Source organism: Vibrio caribbeanicus ATCC BAA-2122, from assembly GCF_000165125.1.
In the GTDB taxonomy this organism is placed as follows: domain Bacteria; phylum Pseudomonadota; class Gammaproteobacteria; order Enterobacterales; family Vibrionaceae; genus Vibrio; species Vibrio caribbeanicus.
Genome location: NZ_AEIU01000096.1, coordinates 163,008 through 181,665 on the forward strand (window position 1 = coordinate 163,008; position 18,658 = coordinate 181,665).

General features: G+C 41.3%; 19 protein-coding genes. 8 read left to right on the forward strand and 11 right to left on the reverse strand.

The window, feature by feature from the left end:
• Window positions 1–7 precede the first annotated feature (7 nt).
• Genes RH40_RS16505 through RH40_RS16525 form a run of 5 tightly spaced genes read left to right on the forward strand, consistent with a single transcriptional unit; the run spans window position 8 to window position 5,246 of the window.
• On the forward strand, window positions 8–1,627 hold the full coding sequence (locus RH40_RS16505; RefSeq protein WP_009602803.1) for an ABC transporter substrate-binding protein: 1,620 nt from the start codon (window positions 8–10) through the stop codon (window positions 1,625–1,627).
• On the forward strand, window positions 1,627–2,592 hold the full coding sequence (locus RH40_RS16510) for an ABC transporter permease (RefSeq protein ID WP_009602804.1): 966 nt from the start codon (window positions 1,627–1,629) through the stop codon (window positions 2,590–2,592). The genes RH40_RS16505 and RH40_RS16510 overlap by 1 nt, the downstream gene beginning before the upstream one ends.
• Window positions 2,579–3,466 (forward strand): ABC transporter permease subunit, encoded by an 888-nt coding sequence (locus tag RH40_RS16515; protein ID WP_009602805.1) that lies wholly within the window; start codon window positions 2,579–2,581, stop codon window positions 3,464–3,466. Before RH40_RS16510 ends, RH40_RS16515 begins: the two co-directional genes overlap by 14 nt.
• Window positions 3,466–4,464: a peptide ABC transporter ATP-binding protein gene (locus tag RH40_RS16520; protein ID WP_009602806.1), complete on the forward strand. Its 999-nt coding sequence runs from the start codon at window positions 3,466–3,468 to the stop codon at window positions 4,462–4,464. The genes RH40_RS16515 and RH40_RS16520 overlap by 1 nt, the downstream gene beginning before the upstream one ends.
• Window positions 4,461–5,246, forward strand: coding sequence for a peptide ABC transporter ATP-binding protein (locus tag RH40_RS16525; RefSeq protein ID WP_009602807.1), 786 nt, complete (start codon window positions 4,461–4,463; stop codon window positions 5,244–5,246). Before RH40_RS16520 ends, RH40_RS16525 begins: the two co-directional genes overlap by 4 nt.
• 203 nt (window positions 5,247–5,449) lie before the next feature.
• On the opposite strand, the gene RH40_RS16530 is transcribed toward RH40_RS16525, so the two are convergent.
• A complete protein-coding gene (locus tag RH40_RS16530) occupies window positions 5,450–5,926 on the reverse strand; it encodes a hypothetical protein (protein ID WP_139056900.1) in 477 nt (158 codons plus the stop codon).
• 912 nt (window positions 5,927–6,838) lie between these two features.
• Between RH40_RS16530 and RH40_RS20120 the strand changes: the two genes are divergently transcribed.
• The gene (locus RH40_RS20120; RefSeq protein WP_009602809.1) at window positions 6,839–7,678 is read left to right on the forward strand and encodes a galactosyltransferase-related protein; all 840 of its coding nucleotides are present in this window, start codon (window positions 6,839–6,841) and stop codon (window positions 7,676–7,678) included.
• 141 nt (window positions 7,679–7,819) lie between these two features.
• Here RH40_RS20120 and RH40_RS16540 read toward each other — a convergent pair whose 3' ends face one another.
• The 9 genes from RH40_RS16540 to sctR all read right to left on the reverse strand — a co-directional run bounded on the left by RH40_RS16540 (window position 7,820) and on the right by sctR (window position 14,902).
• On the reverse strand, window positions 7,820–8,191 hold the full coding sequence (locus RH40_RS16540) for a DUF2750 domain-containing protein (protein WP_009602810.1): 372 nt from the start codon (window positions 8,189–8,191) through the stop codon (window positions 7,820–7,822).
• A gap of 68 nt (window positions 8,192–8,259) precedes the next feature.
• Window positions 8,260–9,165 carry a manganese-dependent inorganic pyrophosphatase gene (locus RH40_RS16545; protein ID WP_009602811.1) on the reverse strand — a complete coding sequence of 302 codons (906 nt, stop codon included), beginning with the start codon at window positions 9,163–9,165 and terminating at the stop codon, window positions 8,260–8,262.
• A gap of 408 nt (window positions 9,166–9,573) precedes the next feature.
• Window positions 9,574–10,209 carry a bifunctional phosphoribosyl-AMP cyclohydrolase/phosphoribosyl-ATP diphosphatase HisIE gene (gene hisIE, locus RH40_RS16550; RefSeq protein ID WP_009602812.1) on the reverse strand — a complete coding sequence of 212 codons (636 nt, stop codon included), beginning with the start codon at window positions 10,207–10,209 and terminating at the stop codon, window positions 9,574–9,576.
• Window positions 10,206–10,979, reverse strand: a complete 774-nt coding sequence (gene hisF / locus RH40_RS16555) for an imidazole glycerol phosphate synthase subunit HisF (protein ID WP_009602813.1) — start codon at window positions 10,977–10,979, stop codon at window positions 10,206–10,208. The genes hisIE and hisF overlap by 4 nt, the downstream gene beginning before the upstream one ends.
• A gap of 368 nt (window positions 10,980–11,347) precedes the next feature.
• Window positions 11,348–11,995: a two component system response regulator gene (locus RH40_RS16560; RefSeq protein WP_009602814.1), complete on the reverse strand. Its 648-nt coding sequence runs from the start codon at window positions 11,993–11,995 to the stop codon at window positions 11,348–11,350.
• A 161-nt stretch (window positions 11,996–12,156) separates the two neighbouring features.
• The gene (locus RH40_RS16565) at window positions 12,157–13,197 is read right to left on the reverse strand and encodes an EscU/YscU/HrcU family type III secretion system export apparatus switch protein (RefSeq protein ID WP_009602815.1); all 1,041 of its coding nucleotides are present in this window, start codon (window positions 13,195–13,197) and stop codon (window positions 12,157–12,159) included.
• 5 nt (window positions 13,198–13,202) lie between these two features.
• On the reverse strand, window positions 13,203–13,985 hold the full coding sequence (sctT, locus tag RH40_RS16570) for a type III secretion system export apparatus subunit SctT (protein ID WP_009602816.1): 783 nt from the start codon (window positions 13,983–13,985) through the stop codon (window positions 13,203–13,205).
• On the reverse strand, window positions 13,986–14,255 hold the full coding sequence (gene sctS, locus RH40_RS16575; protein ID WP_009602817.1) for a type III secretion system export apparatus subunit SctS: 270 nt from the start codon (window positions 14,253–14,255) through the stop codon (window positions 13,986–13,988).
• Window positions 14,252–14,902, reverse strand: coding sequence for a type III secretion system export apparatus subunit SctR (gene sctR, locus RH40_RS16580; protein WP_009602818.1), 651 nt, complete (start codon window positions 14,900–14,902; stop codon window positions 14,252–14,254). The genes sctS and sctR overlap by 4 nt, the downstream gene beginning before the upstream one ends.
• Before the next feature lie 287 nt (window positions 14,903–15,189).
• Between sctR and RH40_RS16585 the strand changes: the two genes are divergently transcribed.
• Window positions 15,190–16,014: a M15 family metallopeptidase gene (locus RH40_RS16585; protein ID WP_009602819.1), complete on the forward strand. Its 825-nt coding sequence runs from the start codon at window positions 15,190–15,192 to the stop codon at window positions 16,012–16,014.
• Window positions 16,015–16,589: 575 nt separating this feature from the next.
• Window positions 16,590–17,963, forward strand: coding sequence for a sphingomyelin phosphodiesterase (locus RH40_RS16590; RefSeq protein ID WP_009602820.1), 1,374 nt, complete (start codon window positions 16,590–16,592; stop codon window positions 17,961–17,963).
• A 131-nt stretch (window positions 17,964–18,094) separates the two neighbouring features.
• Here the strand turns inward: RH40_RS16590 and RH40_RS20850 are convergent.
• On the reverse strand, window positions 18,095–18,658 hold a 564-nt coding region (locus RH40_RS20850; protein ID WP_009602821.1), incomplete at its 5' end, for a hypothetical protein.

Here is an 18,658-nt window from a genome sequence, read left to right on the forward strand (position 1 = left end):
TCGTATTATGAAGGCATTTATTCAATTTGTAGTGAGTTCCATCGGTATTGGCCTACTATCTGGCTGTGGACAAGAAATTGACCACGATAGCGTCCGGCAGAAAGGATTTGTATACTGCGGTCAGAATGCACCAACGACATTTAATCCCCAACTCGTTGATAGCGGCATAACATCAGAAGCACTGAGCCCTCAGATATACAACACGCTGCTTACATTAAATAACGACAGCTATGAACCAGAGCCAAGTCTAGCCACAGATTGGAGTGTCAACAAGGCAGGGACGGAATATACATTTACTCTGAAGAGAAATGTGCACTTTCAAACAACACCATGGTTCACACCTACAAGGACGATGAATGCTGACGATGTGGTGTTCAGCTTTCTCCGTGCAATTGACATCTCCCACCCTTACCACTTTGTGGGTGGTGGTTTATATCCATGGTTCAGTGGCATTGATATTGAAAGTCTGGTTTTTGACGTAAAAGCTGCTGGACCGGATAAAGTAAAGTTTTTTCTCAGTCGTCCCGATAACAGTTTTTTATCCAATATCGCGACTAGCCACGCGGTCATATTATCGAAAGAATACGCAGACCAGTTGCAGTTAGAAGATGAAAAACATTTGATTGATAGCCACCCTGTTGGTACGGGGCCATTTTATCTGGCCGAATATAATCCCAATGATTTTATTAGACTCAAGCGAAACAACCAATACTGGAAAAAGCTGCCAAAGATGGAGCAAGTCGTTTTTGATGTATCGCAACGCGGTACAGGCACGCTTGCAAAGTTGCTACGTAAACAATGTGATGTGTTAAACCTTCCACTTTCTAGTCAATTGGCGGTGCTTCGCAATAATCCGGACATCACGCTGATGCCAAAACCAGCAATGAATATATCTTTTGTTGCAGTCAACACAGCACACCCAGCTTTAAACCTACCTGATGTCAGGAAAGCATTAAACTACGCCATTAATCGACAAAATATCTTAGATTCCGTGTATTACGGTACAGGCAGTCAGGCATACTCTGTTCTACCTCCTTCTTCATGGGCCTATCAAAAGGACACGGTTCAGATACGTTACGATCGAAAATACGCTAGTGCATTACTCAGAGAAGCTGGCTACAGCCAAGGGCTGGAGCTTACTATGGCTGTGCCCTCACAACCAAGGGCATATAATCCCAGTCCAAGAAAAACCGCTGAGCTGATACAATCTAACTTTGCCGACATCGGTATTAAGTTAAATCTGATCAATGAAGATAGATTTTTACGAGGCGATCAGGATGGAGAAAGCGGCGCTGATCTATATTTAACCGGATGGATTGCAAGCACTGGTGACCCAGATAATTTCTTAAGGCCATTACTCTCATGTGATTCAGAAAGAGCCGGTCTGAACGTCTCAAGCTGGTGTAATCAGGACTTCGACTTTCTGCTTGATTTAGCCCTAGAGGTTGATAAAACCCGCTACCGTAAAAATTTGTATAAACAGGCACAAAATATTCTAAACGAAGAGTTTCCAGTGATCCCACTTAATCACGGAATGCAAACACAAGCACAGAGAAACTCACTCAAAGGCTTTAAAGTAAGTCCATTTAATGCTCAGCCTTTTGATACAGTGGAGAGGGAGAGGTAATGTTACTGTACGCGTTTCGTCGACTGAATTTATTTATCATTACGCTGCTCTTTCTGACGATGATAGGATTTGGTTTAGTAAGATTAGACCCTGAATCACACTGGGCGTTGGAGAGTTTTTGGGCGGGGTGGCCCTCCTACCTTCAAGAGTTGCTGCAATTTAATTTTGGTATCAGCAAAACAGGGAACCCGATTGCCAATGAGCTTGCTATAGTCTTTCCTGCGACATTGGAGCTGTGCTTCATCTCATTCATTATATCCTTGCTGATTGGTATCCCGCTTGGAACTATTGCGGGTATGAAACAAGGGCGATGGATTGATACCGCTATCTCGTTCACCTCAATGTCTGGTTACTCTGCCCCACTCTTTTGGGTCGCACTGCTAATGATCATGGTTTTTTCACTTTATTTCGAAATGTTCCCGGTGGCTGGGCGTTACGACCTACTTTACCACATTGACCATGTCACAGGGTTCGCTGTTATTGATGCTTTCTTCGAAAAAGGCGCCTACCGTTCCCACGCATTGCAGAGTGTCCTTGAACACCTTGTTCTGCCGTGTCTTGTGCTTGCACTTGCTCCGACCACTCAAGTGATCGGGCTTATGCGAACCTCGGTCGCAGAAGTCATGGGGCAAAATTACATTAGGGCGGCGCGAATTAAAGGCTTATCAACTTATGAGATTGTCACACAACATGTAATGATGAATGCGATCCCACCTATCATTCCTAAGATAGGCGTTCAGCTCTCAAGCGTTCTAACTCTTGCCATTGTAACTGAGTCTATTTTCAACTGGCCTGGCATCGGGCGATGGCTTCTTGATGCATTGTCCAATAGAGATTATGTTTCTATTCAAGCAGGTGTCATCGTAGTCGCATCTTTTGTCCTCACCGCCAATATTCTCTCAGATTTAATAGGTGCTATGGTTAATCCTCTAGTAAGAAAAGAGTGGTATCATGCTGACCGATAATGTTTATCAAAAAGAACGGATACCAACCCAATTCGAGCGATTTTGGCGTAGCTTTCGTTCAAACAATCTGGCGATGTTCGGAATGTGGTGCTTTATTCTTCTTTTTATAATCACACTACTGTCGCCCTTCATTGTCCCTCACGATCCTTTGGCTCAAAGCAGCGAACTTTTGATTCCTCCTTCTTGGGATCAAGCAGGAACTATCGACTATTTTCTGGGCACTGATGACTTGGGGAGAGATATCTTATCTAGACTCATCGATGGCACTCGCTCGACGTTCGGAGCCGCAATCCTTATCACATTAATCTCAACACTCTTAGGGTGTAGTATTGGCGTATTAGCGGGTATGACTAAAGGCATGATTTCAAGTACATTGAATCATTTGCTGGACACCGTTATGTCGATCCCATCGATGCTTTTGGCAATCATTTTCGTTTCATTCTTAGGCTTTGGTGAGTTTAATATTCTTCTTGCTATTGGCCTCGCCTTGATCCCGAGGTTTGTACGCTCAGTGTACATCGCTGTTCACAACGAAGTTGAAAAAGATTACATCATGGCCGCTCGTTTAGATGGCGCAAATGACTTTTACCTGCTTTGGAATTCAATACTGCCAAATATTTTAGTGGTTATTGCCATCGAAGTCACAGCCGCGTTGTCTATCGCTATTCTGGATATCGCTGCTCTTGGCTTCCTTGGTTTGGGTGAACAAGCCCCTAGCACAGAATGGGGAGCCGTAATCGGTGACTCTGTCGAACTTATCTACCTTGCTCCATGGACAGTAACCTTACCCGGGTTGATGATTATGTTTAGTGTGATTATTATAAACCTTGTTGGCGAAGGTGTTCGTCAAGCACTAAACGCGGGGATAGAGTAATGCCACTGCTAGATATTCGAAACCTGACGATTGAGATTGAAACGCCACAAGGGATGATGAAAGCAGTCGATCGAGTAAGCCTGACAATGGGAGAAGGCGAAATTCGTGGCCTGGTGGGTGAATCTGGATCAGGAAAAAGCTTAATTGCTAAAGCCATTGTCGGCGTTTGCAAAGAGAACTGGAATGTCACCGCAGATAGAATGCGACTTGGCAATATCGACCTTTTGCAATTGACACGTAAGGAAAGACGGCGTGTTATAGCAAGAGATATTGCAATGATTTTTCAGGAGCCGTCGACCTGCCTTGACCCGTCGGAACAAGTTGGACGTCAACTCATAGAAGCCATTCCCAATGAAGCCTATGACGGGAAATGGTGGAAAAGATTTCATTGGAGAAAAAAACAAGCTATCGTTCTGCTTCACAAAGTAGGAATCAAAAACCATCAAGATATTATGGGTCGATACCCCTACGAGCTAACCGATGGCGAATGTCAAAAAATTATGATTGCGATGGCAATTGCAGCAAAGCCAAAGCTATTGATCGCTGATGAACCAACCAATGACCTTGACCCCATCACTCAATCTCAAATTCTGCGCTTGTTGAGTAGAATGAATCAAATTAATAATACATCAATCTTGCTCATAGGCCATGACTTAACCACCATCACTCAGTGGGCAACTCGGATAACCGTTATGTACTGCGGTCAGTCAGTCGAGTCGGCTGACACACAAAAGATTTTAAATAACCCCAAACATCCTTACACCGCAGCTTTGCTCAAAGCAATGCCAGACTTTAGTCATTGGATACCTCATAAAGAAAAGTTGCAGTCACTGTCAGGCAGCATTCCCCCGCTTCAACATCTTCCCATAGGTTGTCGTTTGGGTCCACGCTGTCCGCAAGCCCAGAGACAATGTGTTGAGATGCCATCAACCCGAAGAGTTAAGCATCACAAATTTGCTTGCCACTTTCCACTCAATATGGAGAAGAAAGACGCATGACGGCTTTATTAGAAGTTGAAGATTTATCCAAAGTTTTTGTCACGCGTTCAGGCTTATTTAAAAAGAAAGTTACTGAGGCCGTTAAGCCTGTGAGCTTTAGTCTTGAAGCTGGCCAGACTATTGGTTTTATAGGGCAAAATGGCTCTGGCAAGTCCACACTTGCAAGAATGCTTGCAGGAGTTGTTGAGCCCAGCTCAGGCGATATTAGAGTCAATGGTGAAAGTTTGCACCATGAAGACTACAGCACCCGTTGTAAGCTAATAAGAATGATATTTCAGGATCCAAACACGTCCCTCAATCCAAGGATTCAAATAGGACGTATTCTTGAAGGACCTCTGAAACGGAACACTAGTATGCCTGCTGAAGCGCGCATAAAAAGAGTAAAGGAGACCCTAGTCAGAGTCGGCTTGCTGCCAGAGCACGCGTACTTTTACCCGCAGATGTTAGCAACAGGCCAAAAGCAAAGGGTTTGTCTAGCAAGGGCACTTATCTTACAGCCCTCTATCATTGTGGCAGACGAGGCTTTAAATGGCCTTGATATGGCGATGCGCTCGCAGATCATCAATTTATTTTTAGAACTACAACAAGAAATGGGCGTGTCGTTTGTTTACGTCTCTCAACACTTGGGGGTGGTAAAACACATCACCGATACAGTTATGGTAATGCATGAAGGCTGTGTCGTCGAAGAAGGTAAAACAGGCGATATCTTAACCTGCCCTGCTCACCCTATCACACAAAAGCTGGTGGAAAGTCATTTTAATAAAGCTACTTGTTTCAGGTAACAACTTAATATTGGTATTTATAGGTGCAGACTTCAGAATGTTGCCACCGCGTTGAGTTCAAGGCAAATAACACAGCTAGATAAGCATCGCTTTCCACATTGTTTGACGATGAAATAGCCGCTATGGCGCGCACCCAGTGAGTCTTAAATTATATTCAAATTATTATACGACTTGGACAATGTTAGACATCCAAATCACATAATCTAGCTAACGATTTTGGCTGCACATGAGAAACGGCCACTTTGAACCTTACTAAAGAAAGCAGCTTCACCGTTTTGATCGAAAAACATTAATATATTGTTATCTAAATCATTCAGGCTATATTCGTAAACCTGATATTCTGACTCAGGGCATTCATACAGGTACAGAGGTTCACCCATTAAACTTTTGATATGCTCTTGATTAGCACCTGCTGAGATTTGAATATAATCCTCATCGGCTGATTTGGTAATCTTGGAGCCCGTATGAAATAGATTTTCAATAAAAAAAACTGGAGCCAAGATAATAGTAAAGGGCAGCATAATCACAGCGATAACAGTAAAACTTACCATCTCAGCGGCACCGTTAATGTCTGCACAAGAGGTCAAAAGTAAGCAAGAAGCCAAAACAAATAAAGAAGATAATTTTTTCTTTATTACACGACTATTGCTAAAAATATATAACAAGCTGTTAAACATCATAGCTTCCTATTTTAATCTAGTATTAACTTAAGCCTTTGTAATATAGATTTTTATTATCTGCTTTATTATTACACCCGATAAAATATCTGATATATTAATGGCTCATATTTCTGTTTGCAGCATTTGATGAGATACCACCAAATTTACCGCTAACGAGTAGGTTAACCAGTGTCTTGTCGTTGAAATGTCGTTAAAGAACTTTCTCTTCATTACCGCTCTTTTAGTTACATGAGCACATGATAACTTCCCATTTAATTAAATGGCGACCATATACTGTTTGAAAGCATCTGTCTTTTAATCGCGATTTATCAGAATTTAAGAGCATAAAGCGGATTAAGTATCCTTAGAGATGCCAATATACCCAAGTAACCTCAAAACGCACGCTCCCAGAGGGCGAGTTGTCTTGCTTTACATGCGTCGTTACCGATTTTCAATTTAGATGACTAGATTTTCAAATCGTTACCTTGCCTGTCAAGCAAGCTATTCTCGCTGAACCTAGCATCTTGAGGTTACTTGGGCATAAGCCATATTCTTTATGTCCCATAATTTAGTGTACCCCTTTAACATTTAGCCAGAATTTGTCCTATGTTATTCATTAAGATGAAAGTAAAAGCCTCTAGCGTTACAGATCAAAGAACGGGCTTCATTAGATAGAAAGTAGCGAATTTTTGATAGAAGCGATATCAAACGCAACCAATTTCGTTACAAATCTAAATAAATCCTTATCTTATATTTGCGACAATGGCTATGTAGGAATAGAAAAGCAGTGAAGCACTACTTACATCAAGGTAACGCCATAAAGCTGTATGGGTTTAGTTCTTCCGGAGAGCTTAGTATTTATATGCCCCTACAAGTAGATTTCAGAAGCAACAGAACTCAGGTTTAGGATAAAATTTCAGGGAGTACAAAGCGATGAATAAAACCGAAGTATTTATAACCACCTATAACGATCCTGATTACTTAAACCTCGTTCTTGCTGGCTATGCACACCAAAGCGATAAAGATTTCTCTATTTGCATCGCTGATGATGGCTCATGCTGTAGCGCTGGAATTAATTCCATTAAACTCCAGTGCAACAAGGGCACGAAAGAGTTCTACGGGTGTCTTGCCAACCTATCAGTAATTTCAAAATACTCAAAAATACTAGATATCAATTATGTTTGGCACGAAGACAAAGGCTTCCGACGCTCGGAAATATTAAACAAGGCCGTTAAATCTAGCGTCGCAGATTGGCTTATATTTACCGATGGAGATTGTATCCCCCATGAAAACTTTGTACGGGACCATAGAGCCTTGGCATCCGATACAAAGATAATCACAGGGCCAAGGGTTGATCTGAGTTTAAAGTTGACAGATAGGTTCACAGGCACGATACACAAACGATCTTCTATTAATACGAATAAGATAGATATGAACGACTTTGGAAACGTAAGACACACCTACCAAAGCGCCTCATTGATGCTTGCCTTATCAATTTTTAAATTATGTAGAAAAGCAGAGCAAATGATAACCGTTCCCTTTCTCGCACAAACTTTTGAAAAATTGAAAAACTTCTCTGGTCCATATGGTGCGAATATGGCCATGGCTAAACATCACTTCGTAGACATTGGTGGATTTAATGAAAACTATATCACTTATGGGGGTGAAGATATCGATCTGCTAAACCGACTCGTTGTAACAAAAAAATTAAAACCTCTAGGGCATTGCGGTAAAGCCGTTATTTTCCATTTATTTCATGAAAAACGAGATTAGTTAATGACGAAAAAGTATATGTATTCACTATGCTTCCAAAGAGAATAAAGCCAAGTTAGCTTGAAAGCAAGAAACACAGCATACGATCCGAAGACTAAAATAGACGCTGTGTAAAAGAACAACGTCTTTATTTGGAAGTGATTACCGCTTTTTTAGCTCATATTCAAATTCTTCGGGAAATAGCAATACACCCTCTTCGCGAGCGTCCGGAAAAACCACTACAGAAAGCTCATCTTGCTCTAAACCTATGGTCCAGCGACTAAACCATTTATTGGTCGAAATACTCTCAGCTTTACAATGGGACCATTCACCCGTAGCCCATTCTTGTGCGAACTCTTCATGAGGCCAAACAGGAACACCTTCTTCCTCTTCCGTATTTAACATCACACAACCATGCTCATCGGTCAGAATCCAAACTTTTTTGTGCTGGGCAATCTCTTTTATGCAATATTTAAAACGCTCTTCAGAACTGAGATTATTAATATTGTCTCGCTGTTCTTTGGTTAACGACATTCGTCAATCCTCCAAAATAAAAAGCCCACGGGTAAACCCATGGGCGTGAACAATTAAACCGTGACGCTCTAAACGAGTTCAGCTTGTAACCAAGGCCACCCTTGCTTTTTACGGCTCAAGGTGTTTTCCATCATTAGCATACCGTCTTTTTCATGTTTGGTCAGCTTTTCTGCCCACTCACCTTTGTATAGTAGACGAGTTTGTGCAGTGGTAATATCCGTTAGCATAACTGCTGCGAATGCTAGGTTTTGCTCTTCACAACGTGAAGTCAAATCTGCTTCAAGTGCATCGATCATACCGTCGACTTGCTCCAAGGTAGCTAATTCAACTTGACCAACGACCACATCTCTGCCGTTAAAAGGATAACCTTTGAGGTCCTTCTCTACTAGCTCTGCAGCAGACAGGCCTTCAATATTGGTCTTTGCAATAAGCAAATCTTTAATGAAGGCATCGACATCGTTAACACCAGCAATCGTTGCCAGCTCTTCAACTGCGTCTTTGTCTTTTTGAGTACAAGTTGGTGAAGCAAAACCGACTGTGTCAGATAAAATAGCTGACATCATGAGTTTAGCGATAGTCGGAGAAATAGCGTGCCCTTCAATTTTGAACATATTGAATAGTACTGTGTTGGTACAACCGACAGGCCAAATCCAAGCTTCCATCGGGTTGACAGTCATCACGTCACCAAGACGGTGATGATCGACGATACCTAAAATCTGAGCTTCTGCAACATCATCTGGAGCTTGTGCTAGGTCAGAATAGTCAACCAACCAAATTTTTTCCCCTGCCACAGAAGTTCTAAGTTCGGGTAGCTCTGCACCCGCAACTTCTAATATATGCTGAGTTTCGCGATTGATTTCACCTTGGCGAATCGGCGTCGCTTCTTCACCACGCGCTCTTAGGAGCTCAGTCGCTACAAGAGCGCTACAAATGCTATCACTATCAGGGTTTTTGTGACCTACAACTAGAATCATCTTTTTTCCTATCTGCCTAAACTGTTCCCATTGACGGGCTTATTACTCACGTTGGCGGCATTTTACCAAAAATAACTCGTTTGTCATCGTTTGTCGCGATAATTTAGGCGCAGACTGCAATCGAGAAACGTAGTGCTTTTCCCAGACAGACCACCAAGTGAAACACCTTGCTAAACCAATGAAGGCTTTCTCCCTACATGGAAGAATTATTTGCTTATAACGCATTCATACGTTATCTAGGAAAAAAGAGTCTTGATTAATGCATAAATAATTTTACCGATTTTCAGATCCTTGCCTCATCTTAAGAACAGGCAAAGCAACGATTTGATTCCTGCATTTTGAAGTCACTCAGGTACAGACTGGGAATGAGATAAAAGTGCCTAAGGACTCAGGCACTCAAATAAGCGGTTATTTATGTCGCTCTTTCAACTTGTTGATGACGTCATCAAATGACAGTCCCTGATCTTGAAGGAGAACATAGAGGTGATAGATAAGATCAGCAGACTCGCAAACCAGCTCGTCTTTGTCTCCGACAGTAGCTGCTAATGCAACTTCTACACCTTCCTCACCCACTTTTTGCGCAATTCTTTTAGTGCCACTAGCATAGAGACTAGCAGTGTAAGAGCTATCTGGATCAGCGTCTTTACGGGCTGCTAATATCTTTTCAAGTTGGTTTAGCCAAACCATTTGAGTTTCTTGCTGTTCATCCCCATCCCAACATGTTGTTGTGCCTTTGTGGCAAGTCGGTCCCACAGGCTTTACTTTGACTAACAGCGTATCGTTGTCGCAATCAAGCGCCATATTTTCCAGTTGCAGGACGTTACCCGAGGTTTCTCCTTTGGTCCAAAGCCCCTGCTTTTTACGGGAAAAAAAGGTCACCTTATGAGTGCTAATGGTCTTTGCAAGGGCGTCTTGGTTCATGTAGCCCATCATAAGAACCTGACTGGACTGGAAATCTTGAACGATCGCTGGAATCAATCCGCCGACTTTTTCCCAATCAATACGGGTAGTTAGTGATTCCATATCAATGCCAGCAAAACTCATAATCGTACCTCAATACTTTTCTCTTTTAAGAATTTTTTCAACTCACCAATGTTAATTATCTTTTTATGAAACACGGAAGCCGCTAACGCACCATCTACATTCGTTTTTTCAAAAACATCAGAAAAATGTATCATTTCCCCAGCACCACCGGAAGCAATCAGTGGTACTTGACACACCTCACGAACTATAGAAAGTTGCTCGAGATCATAACCACTTCGAACACCGTCTTGATTCATCATATTAAGGACGATCTCTCCTGCACCGAGCTTTTGAACCTCTTCAACCCAAGCTTTGGTCTCCCATTTAGTCGCCTGAGTGCGATTTTCATCTCCAGTAAATTGATAAACCTGATACTTACCAGTCTCTTTATCGAAGTAAGAGTCAATGCCCACCACAATACACTGCACACCAAACTTATCAGCTAGTTGCGTAATTAAAGTCGGCTGCGCCAGTGCAGGTGAATTTATAGATACTTTATCCGCTCCAAACTCTAATATTCTTGCCGCATCTTCTTTGGTTCGAATGCCTCCAGCGACACAAAATGGAATATCAATCACTTCTGCAACACGTCTCACCCAACTTTTGTCAACCACTCGACCATCACTGGATGCAGTAATATCATAAAAGACAAGCTCATCAGCGCCCTCTTCCGCGTAACGCTGCGCTAAAGGTACAATATCTCCGATAATTTCATGATTTCGGAATTGTACGCCTTTAACAACTTGACCTTCTCTTACATCCAGACATGGGATTATACGCTTCGCTAACATCCAAAACCCCCTTGCTGAGGGACTTGTTCATTTTTCATTTTTATAACTCTAAAATCCAGTTTCAAATTATATCTCAGTTCCTTTGGACTCGTCTTCGCTTCCCAGAAACAATCAATTTTTATGACTCATTGAACAATAATTCATACACGACTCTTTAACAAATGTCATGGAAAATTGTGACTGGAGATTAAATTTTTATCGATAAAAGCGACGAGATAGAGCACTAAAAGCAAAGTACACAGAAATGAATGTAAGAAAAAAGATTTTTCAACACTTTAGAAAATTAACATAAGAGACGATAAAAACAACTTGTCGTACAAACATAGCGAGCATTCTCTAAGCAAAGCCCCCTTCCGTGGCTGAGTTCATTAATCTATCCCCATCCGATGAGCCCATTTCATTAGGTCTGCAACATTATGGGCATCTAATTTACGCATGATATTCATTCGATGGGTTTCAACTGTTTTAAGCCCAATAAGCAATGCTTCTGCAATATCTCGATTTCGTTTCCCTTCAAAGATCAGCTTGAGTACTTGCTTTTCGCGCGGAGTAAGCACTGGAATATCACCCTCAGCAACTTGTCCCAGTGCTTCAATATGACTAGCATCAAGGGATGGGTCGAGAAACTGTTTTCCTCGTGTCACACTCTTTATAGCCGCTAACAGGGTACTCTTTGACCCATTTTTTAAAACGTAACCATTCGCCCCAGCGTCCAACGCCTCTCTCGCTTTATGCTCTTCTTCTGACGCAGTGAGCACAATGATCATCATTTCAGGCCAACGCTTGCGTAATTGTCGTATTGCCTCAACACCCGACATTCCGGGTAAACTCAGATCCATAAATGTTAAATCTGGATTGAGCTTTAAACACTGTTCATAGGCTTCTAGACCATCATTAACAAATCCAACCAGCTCGAGATCAGGATATGGTGAGAGGCAATTCTTCAGACCATCAAAGATCAAATCGTGATCATCGACAACTAAAATTTTAACATGTAAGTAATCACCAAATGTCATATCAATTCCTCACACCTGAGCAAAGAGCTACTCAGGAAAAGTATTCATCTCAACCGATAAATATTACTGTTAGTATTGATATTTAATCTATCATCAAGGCACCAGTTATCAAGGCAATTTGTGTTTTTATTGATAAAATCAACTTTTCCCTGCATATTTCATTAGTCGTAAGAGATATCCATCACAACTCTTAAAAGCTCTGCGACGGGCTCAAATAAAGACTCAGGAATCAATTGGCCAGGCTCAACTTGGTGGTATAAAGCTCTCGCAAGCGGAATATTCTCGATCAATGGTATTGAATGTTTCTCGGCTAACTCAACCGTGTGTAAAGCCATGTGCTCTTGAGCCTTATCCAACACAATAGGAACTGGTGCTTCATCAGGGTTGTAATAAAGACAGACGGCGATATGGGTAGGGTTACGCACAACTACTGTCGACTTTTTCACATTTGTAGCCAATGAGCCATTAGCGGTCTCTCTTTGTAGCTCTCGGCGTTTTTGTTTGACCTCAGGGTTACCTTCTGTTTCTTTATATTCTTGTTTAGTGTCCTCCTTGGACATCTTAAGTTGTTTCATGGTCTGAAAATGAACAAATGCATAATCTGCTGCAGCAAATATTACATAGCAAATCAAAAATGCGGTCCAAAGCCATTTGAGCAAGGTTGATATCACCTCAACTCCGCATTCAGCGCCACACGTTGGTAAATACTGGAACATATTGACATGCTGGTGGAGCAAATAATAAAAAACCAAACTCAATACCAAAACTTTCAGCATGTTTTTACATAATTCAAAAATGCTTTTCATCGAAAAGATATTTTTCGCATTATTGATAACATTAATCTTGTTAAAGCTAGGCTTTAAGCTTTCTGTTGCTAAAAGAGGCCCCGTTTGCACTAGACAACTAAAAGCGACTGTGAGAACCAACAAAGCCGCGAGCCCAGAAATAAAGCGCAGCATAATATAAACAAAAGCTCCGACGACACTCGATGCAGCGACTTTTAAAGGCAAGTTTATTGAGTGAATAGCAATATCAATCATTTTCCATATCGCTTCCATCAACCCCTGCCCCTCGACCAAGAAATATCCACATATAATGGCCATCTGGAAACCAGTCACAATCTCCACACTTTTTACAACTTGGCCTTTTTTACGCGCATCCTTTATCCGCTTTTGTGTGGGTTTCTCAGTTTTCTCAGCCATATTTCTTATCCTTTTAACAGTTGAAATAAGGTTGATATATTGTTTTCAAATTGGTTAATTTGTTCGAGGTAATGAGAAAGAGCGAAATTTAAACTAACCAGCAATAGAAACACGACAAGTACACTTTTGATTGGCATAGACAAGAAGAAAACATTGAGTTGCTCTACTGAGCGGTTAACTAACCCCAAAGCCGCATCAACCATTATCATCACCACCATCGCGGGAAGAGCAAAACTTAAACACATGTCCGACATCATCTGCCATTGATCACTAATAAAACTCAATAAATTATTATTAAATGACAAGACTGAGTCTGGTGGAATTGTTGAATAGGAAAGATACAAGGCACTTAAGAGTGCATTAAAACCACCAGTGACAAGGAATAAAACACTTAATATTTGCGTAAAGAACATACCGAACACTGAGGACTGAAGACCCATTAGTGGGTTGAGTACAGTGGACATAGATGCTCCGCGCATGGTATCGATCACAAATCCAGCCATATCGATAGCCCAAAATGGTATCGCGGCACAAAAACCAACAATAAGTCCGATAATAACTTCTTCACCATAAACCAATATCAATCCAGACATCGGCATCTGAGAAAAATCTGCGGACTGGGTATGCATAAGAGGGATGGTTGGTAAGGCAAACATCAGTACTAGCGTATTGCGAATTAAACCACTACCCATGGCTCCACCTTTAAACAGAGGTAACATTAACATCATGCCCAACGGGCGCATCATGCAAAGTGCCAGTGTCGGAACGTAGTGGATAATTTCAGCCATTTATCCCCCGATATAACCAATTTGATCAAAGGCAAGACCAGCATAATTAAGTAGAGTGCTTCCCATCCAGTGATAGCTCACTGCGATAGTAATGCACACAGCCACAAGCTTTATCAGAAACTGTAAAGATTGGTCTTGAATCTGAGTGAGTGCTTGAAACAAACTCACCATAATACCAACAACTGAAGCGACCACGACCACTGGCAAGGATAAAATTAACACCAACCAAAGTAGTTCTGATGTAAAGTGAACAATAACGGCTTCATTCATGAGAAAGACCCCATTAGTTGACCAATCAACTTATCCCAGCCACCCATCAAGATGAAGATTAACAGCTTAAATGGCAGAGCAATGGTCATGGGTGATACCATCATCATTCCCATCGCAAGTAAGATATTGGAGACCACAAGATCGATAGCGACGAAAGGAAGATACAACAAAAAGCCAATCTTGAACGCTTCAATCAGTTGGCTCATCGTAAAGGCAGGAACCATCACCAACAAAGACTCTTTAGAAAGCTCATGTTGATATTGCTCTGGCCAAATTTTATGACCTATCTGAGAGAAAAATTGAATCTGCTTATCACTTGTATTGTGGCTAAGAAATTTATAGTAAGGCGCGATAACTTGTTCACTAATCTGGTGAAATACATCGGGAGAGGCCCATTCTACTGGATGTGCTGCTAAGTTGTCTCTGATCGCCATCCCCACAGGTGCCATGGTAAACATCGTTAGGATCAGTGCTAATCCATAAATTGCCATATTAGGCGGAATTTGTTGTATACCGAGCGCATTACGCAGCATAGAAAGCACGATCGACAACTTTAAAAAAGAGGTTCCCATTACTGCAAAAAGTGGCAATAAAGATAAACAAAAAAGCACCACTATCAACTGAATTGGATTGTCCAACAAAGCCATAACTATCCCCAGTCATTTACGATAGTCTTAGCTTGCACCATTGAGCGACACTCTTGTATCAGGTCATGACCTGAGATTGCCTCTCATCAATCTGCGTCACCTGAACAAGCAAACTCGAAATACTTGCTCCAGAGACAGCCGTTCGGGCATAGGTCACATCTATAATGTCTTTTTACATAAAGTTTGAAAATGATTTGTATCAGTGTGTAGTTTTTTGTCAAATTTCAAAAAAAATTCACTAATTTTTAGTACATTAGATCTACTTTTTATTCAATAAAACTGATCAAATGAACAGATTGAAACTCGGCCTTATTTTTTCAATATTGAGTGCAAGTAGTATTGCACAAGTCCAAAATATCTCTGACAGTGAATGCTCTGATATGAAACGCCATCAAGTTTTGAGTCAGAATGCACCGGTGAGCTGCGAAAGACTCTCCAAAGTGACATTTAACTTTGTCAACTTTAAAGGAGAAACTAAAAAAGGAGACTTAATCGTACTCGATATTATTGCGCCCCAAGTCGAGCAAATCTTTGCAAAGCTATATCAAAAGAAATTTCCTCTTCACTCTGCAATACCAATGGAACGCTTTAATGGTGATGATGATGCTTCCATGGCAGCGAATAACAGTAGCGCCTTCATTGCTAGGCCAATAACAGGGGGAGCAAACTGGTCTAAGCATGCATATGGTGTAGCCATTGACATTAATCCTGTACAAAACCCTTTTCTAGAATTTGGTGATGATGGTAAGATCACGGTCAAACCCAATGAGTCCACTCTCAAGTACGTAAACAGAAGTCGTTTTAGAGCACGCTCTGAAATCCAGCGTTCAGGTATGGCTGAAGACGTTGTAGATATTTTTGCTCATTACGGCTTTTTGATCTGGGGCGGAGATTGGAACTACCCAATTGACACTCAACATTTTGAAATCGGGTCACGTAAATTTATTGAGCAATTGTCTTCAGCACCAAAGAGCGATGCCATCAAAGCATTCAGTGGTTATATAGATCACTATCGCACATGCTTTGCCAAAGACACAAAAGTGCCCGCAGAACAACGCAGAGCAACTTGTGCCTACCGAACTGTCACAAATTTTGACTTTGGTGACCACTAACTAGGATCAGTTGATCTTTTGTGGTTCAGTTTTGTTCGCCTTCTATACTTTCTAATCTCAACGCAAGGTGTTTACTTAGTTTTTCCAAGCAAACGCCTTGCAACAAAGAGTAAAGGTATAAGGATCTTAATAAAGATCCTGAAATAAAAAGCCAAAAACAAATACATTCCTTCCAAGCTATCTTAATAATATTGATTTTTTTATATATTTAGCGGAGATTTCTAACTTTAATATACTCAAAAAGCAGTAAAAATGTACTTATTTTTCTTAATAGCTTTCCACAAAAAAATTTTTAATTTAACATATTTTACATTTTGATCACATTTTAATCACACAGCACATTTCATCAATAACTTCATTGAAAGCAATAAGTTAATCAGACTAGTTTATATAAAAAGTGACCTCAAGGTTCAAGGGGTTATTTCAACTCCAAAGATAATATCACCGATGATTGGTAGATTTCTCCTATCTATTTGACGGTAAGACATGTCCCGTTACGGGCTGCCACTGGACGAGTTGTTTTGAGGTTACTTTGACATAACCGGATTATTTGATATCGACAACAAGGAAGAACGATGAATAGAGTATCAATGCTTATCACACTACTTCTGCTATTTAGCTTTCGAGTAAACGCAACATCGGCTTTTTATGAAAACCGAACAGAGCAACCGATCCGAGTAAGATTGATAGTTAACGCGACCGCACCAGCTTACGCAGGCGATCAGTACCATCTCCCCCCCGAAAGTGATTTTGGAACCGTTGTTATCCCCCCATTTAAAAAGGCAAAAGTTGCAACTTTTAACCGCTATTATGGGCTTGAAAATGGAGGCATGTATGATTACTACTTCCTAGTATATCAGCTAGACGAGAACGGTAATTGGTTCGCGAAACAAGATGCTCCTCTTGCTCAAATCCGTCTATTCGGACACGGTGCTGGCAGTACTCTTTCTTACGGATACAAAGATAGAGAATTGAAAACCGATTATAATCCCTATGTCATTGAGTTATATGGTCTAGAGGGGCATCATCAGGAATACGGCGTAAAATCCATCTATACTTCAGGCTTTGATGACGTAGAATTTGTTTTGGCAGAACATACGATAGCAGACACTGAAGCACGAGAACATGCTCTAAGGATCGCCACCTACAACCTCTGGATGATACCCTCCGTCTCTTTAGATATTAGCGAGAGAGCCACAATACTTGACCATACCTTGTCTGGCTACGATGTATTAACGCTACAAGAGGCATTTTCCAGTGACCGTGATGCTCTTTTCGATGCCCTCAGCGGAGAATATTTTTATCGAACCGATGTCGTTGGTGGAGATAGCATGGCACTCTATGATGGTGGTGTTGTCACTTTGAGCCGCTATCCAATTTTGGAAACTGACTCAATAGTATTTGAGCATTGTTCAGGCACGGATTGTTACGCCGATAAAGGTATCGTGTATACAAAGATTGATAAGCTTGGCCAGATCTACCATATATTCAATACCCATCTCGCCTCATTCAGCACGCCGGCAGCAAAAAGACTTCGTCGGTTACAACTAGGTTTACTTCGAACCTTTATGTTAACCAAAGAAATTCCTCAAGACGAAGCTGTCATCTTTGCCGGTGACTTTAATATCGACAAAAACAACGACTTCTTAGAGTACCTTCTTATGTTGGCAACTCTTGAAGTTGACCCTCCACTGTACACGGGCTATCGAGACGCCACATTTGATCCACGAATTAATCCCTACGCTCAATCCCAGTACTCTGGAGGAGACACTATCGAATACTTAGATTACATTTTAGTAAGTTCAGAACATAAAAGAGCACGCCAAAATATCAACCAAGTCAAACTTAATCAAAGAGTAACTGCCGCAACTTGGGGAGAGTGGCATTTATCTGATCATTTTGGCGTGGAGGGACACTTTGTTTTTGATCCAGCTGACAGCAATGAATGACAAGCTTTCTACCTCCCACTTGACAGCCTGATCGATTAAACTGGGTTAATTAACTGTCTTTCAAAACAGCTTACAGAGGGAACCATAGAAGTACTGTAAGCTAGAATAATAATACTTCCAAAGGTAGTGACCTAGTCATCAGTGGGGCAAAATATAACACCGTCATCGCTCACGTATAAGCTGCCTGTCGTAATACATTGCTTTGATTCCATCAATTTCGCTATTGAATCGCATTCCAGAGGACCTTTGATATGCTGCCCTTCTTCAAGGCTTAACAACACGCTAAGTTCCAATTCAATCGTGGCAATTTGGACTATTCGAACAGGATCTGTAAAGTCAAAAGGCGGATAAAGCTTTTCAATTTGCCATTCTTGACTTGTTTGATAAACGATGTCGGCGATGGGCTTGTCCCACCAAAGGACCGCTCTTCCTTTATCAGGATCTTGCCCCAAATTCAGCCATACTCCATTCTCAGAATCGAGCTCAATTTGGCTAGGGATGTAGCCAGCAACAAGTGGCACCGTGATCAAAAGAGGCGCTCCCAAATATTCCTGCCAACCAGAGGTCAAGCTTTTTAGCCAGTTATCAGCAAACCCAATTAAGGCAAAGCGATAGCCTTCACAGTGAACAACAGGATAAACATCAGAAATGAGTGTAAGTGCGCAACCTTTGACATCAATATCTTTTACGAAAGG

What these genes read in the sequence shown, in the direction of transcription:
- RH40_RS16505 (WP_009602803.1), top strand. Translation starts at nt 8, where the DNA reads ATGAAGGCATTTATTCAATTTGTAGTGAGTTCCATCGGTATTGGCCTA.
- RH40_RS16510 (WP_009602804.1), top strand. Translation starts at nt 1,627, where the DNA reads ATGTTACTGTACGCGTTTCGTCGACTGAATTTATTTATCATTACGCTG.
- RH40_RS16515 (WP_009602805.1), top strand. Translation starts at nt 2,579, where the DNA reads ATGCTGACCGATAATGTTTATCAAAAAGAACGGATACCAACCCAATTC.
- RH40_RS16520 (WP_009602806.1), top strand. Translation starts at nt 3,466, where the DNA reads ATGCCACTGCTAGATATTCGAAACCTGACGATTGAGATTGAAACGCCA.
- RH40_RS16525 (WP_009602807.1), top strand. Translation starts at nt 4,461, where the DNA reads ATGACGGCTTTATTAGAAGTTGAAGATTTATCCAAAGTTTTTGTCACG.
- RH40_RS16530 (WP_139056900.1), bottom strand. Translation starts at nt 5,926, where the DNA reads ATGATGTTTAACAGCTTGTTATATATTTTTAGCAATAGTCGTGTAATA.
- RH40_RS20120 (WP_009602809.1), top strand. Translation starts at nt 6,839, where the DNA reads ATGAATAAAACCGAAGTATTTATAACCACCTATAACGATCCTGATTAC.
- RH40_RS16540 (WP_009602810.1), bottom strand. Translation starts at nt 8,191, where the DNA reads ATGTCGTTAACCAAAGAACAGCGAGACAATATTAATAATCTCAGTTCT.
- RH40_RS16545 (WP_009602811.1), bottom strand. Translation starts at nt 9,165, where the DNA reads ATGATTCTAGTTGTAGGTCACAAAAACCCTGATAGTGATAGCATTTGT.
- hisIE (WP_009602812.1), bottom strand. Translation starts at nt 10,209, where the DNA reads ATGAGTTTTGCTGGCATTGATATGGAATCACTAACTACCCGTATTGAT.
- hisF (WP_009602813.1), bottom strand. Translation starts at nt 10,979, where the DNA reads ATGTTAGCGAAGCGTATAATCCCATGTCTGGATGTAAGAGAAGGTCAA.
- RH40_RS16560 (WP_009602814.1), bottom strand. Translation starts at nt 11,995, where the DNA reads ATGACATTTGGTGATTACTTACATGTTAAAATTTTAGTTGTCGATGAT.
- RH40_RS16565 (WP_009602815.1), bottom strand. Translation starts at nt 13,197, where the DNA reads ATGGCTGAGAAAACTGAGAAACCCACACAAAAGCGGATAAAGGATGCG.
- sctT (WP_009602816.1), bottom strand. Translation starts at nt 13,985, where the DNA reads ATGGCTGAAATTATCCACTACGTTCCGACACTGGCACTTTGCATGATG.
- sctS (WP_009602817.1), bottom strand. Translation starts at nt 14,255, where the DNA reads ATGAATGAAGCCGTTATTGTTCACTTTACATCAGAACTACTTTGGTTG.
- sctR (WP_009602818.1), bottom strand. Translation starts at nt 14,902, where the DNA reads ATGGCTTTGTTGGACAATCCAATTCAGTTGATAGTGGTGCTTTTTTGT.
- RH40_RS16585 (WP_009602819.1), top strand. Translation starts at nt 15,190, where the DNA reads ATGAACAGATTGAAACTCGGCCTTATTTTTTCAATATTGAGTGCAAGT.
- RH40_RS16590 (WP_009602820.1), top strand. Translation starts at nt 16,590, where the DNA reads ATGAATAGAGTATCAATGCTTATCACACTACTTCTGCTATTTAGCTTT.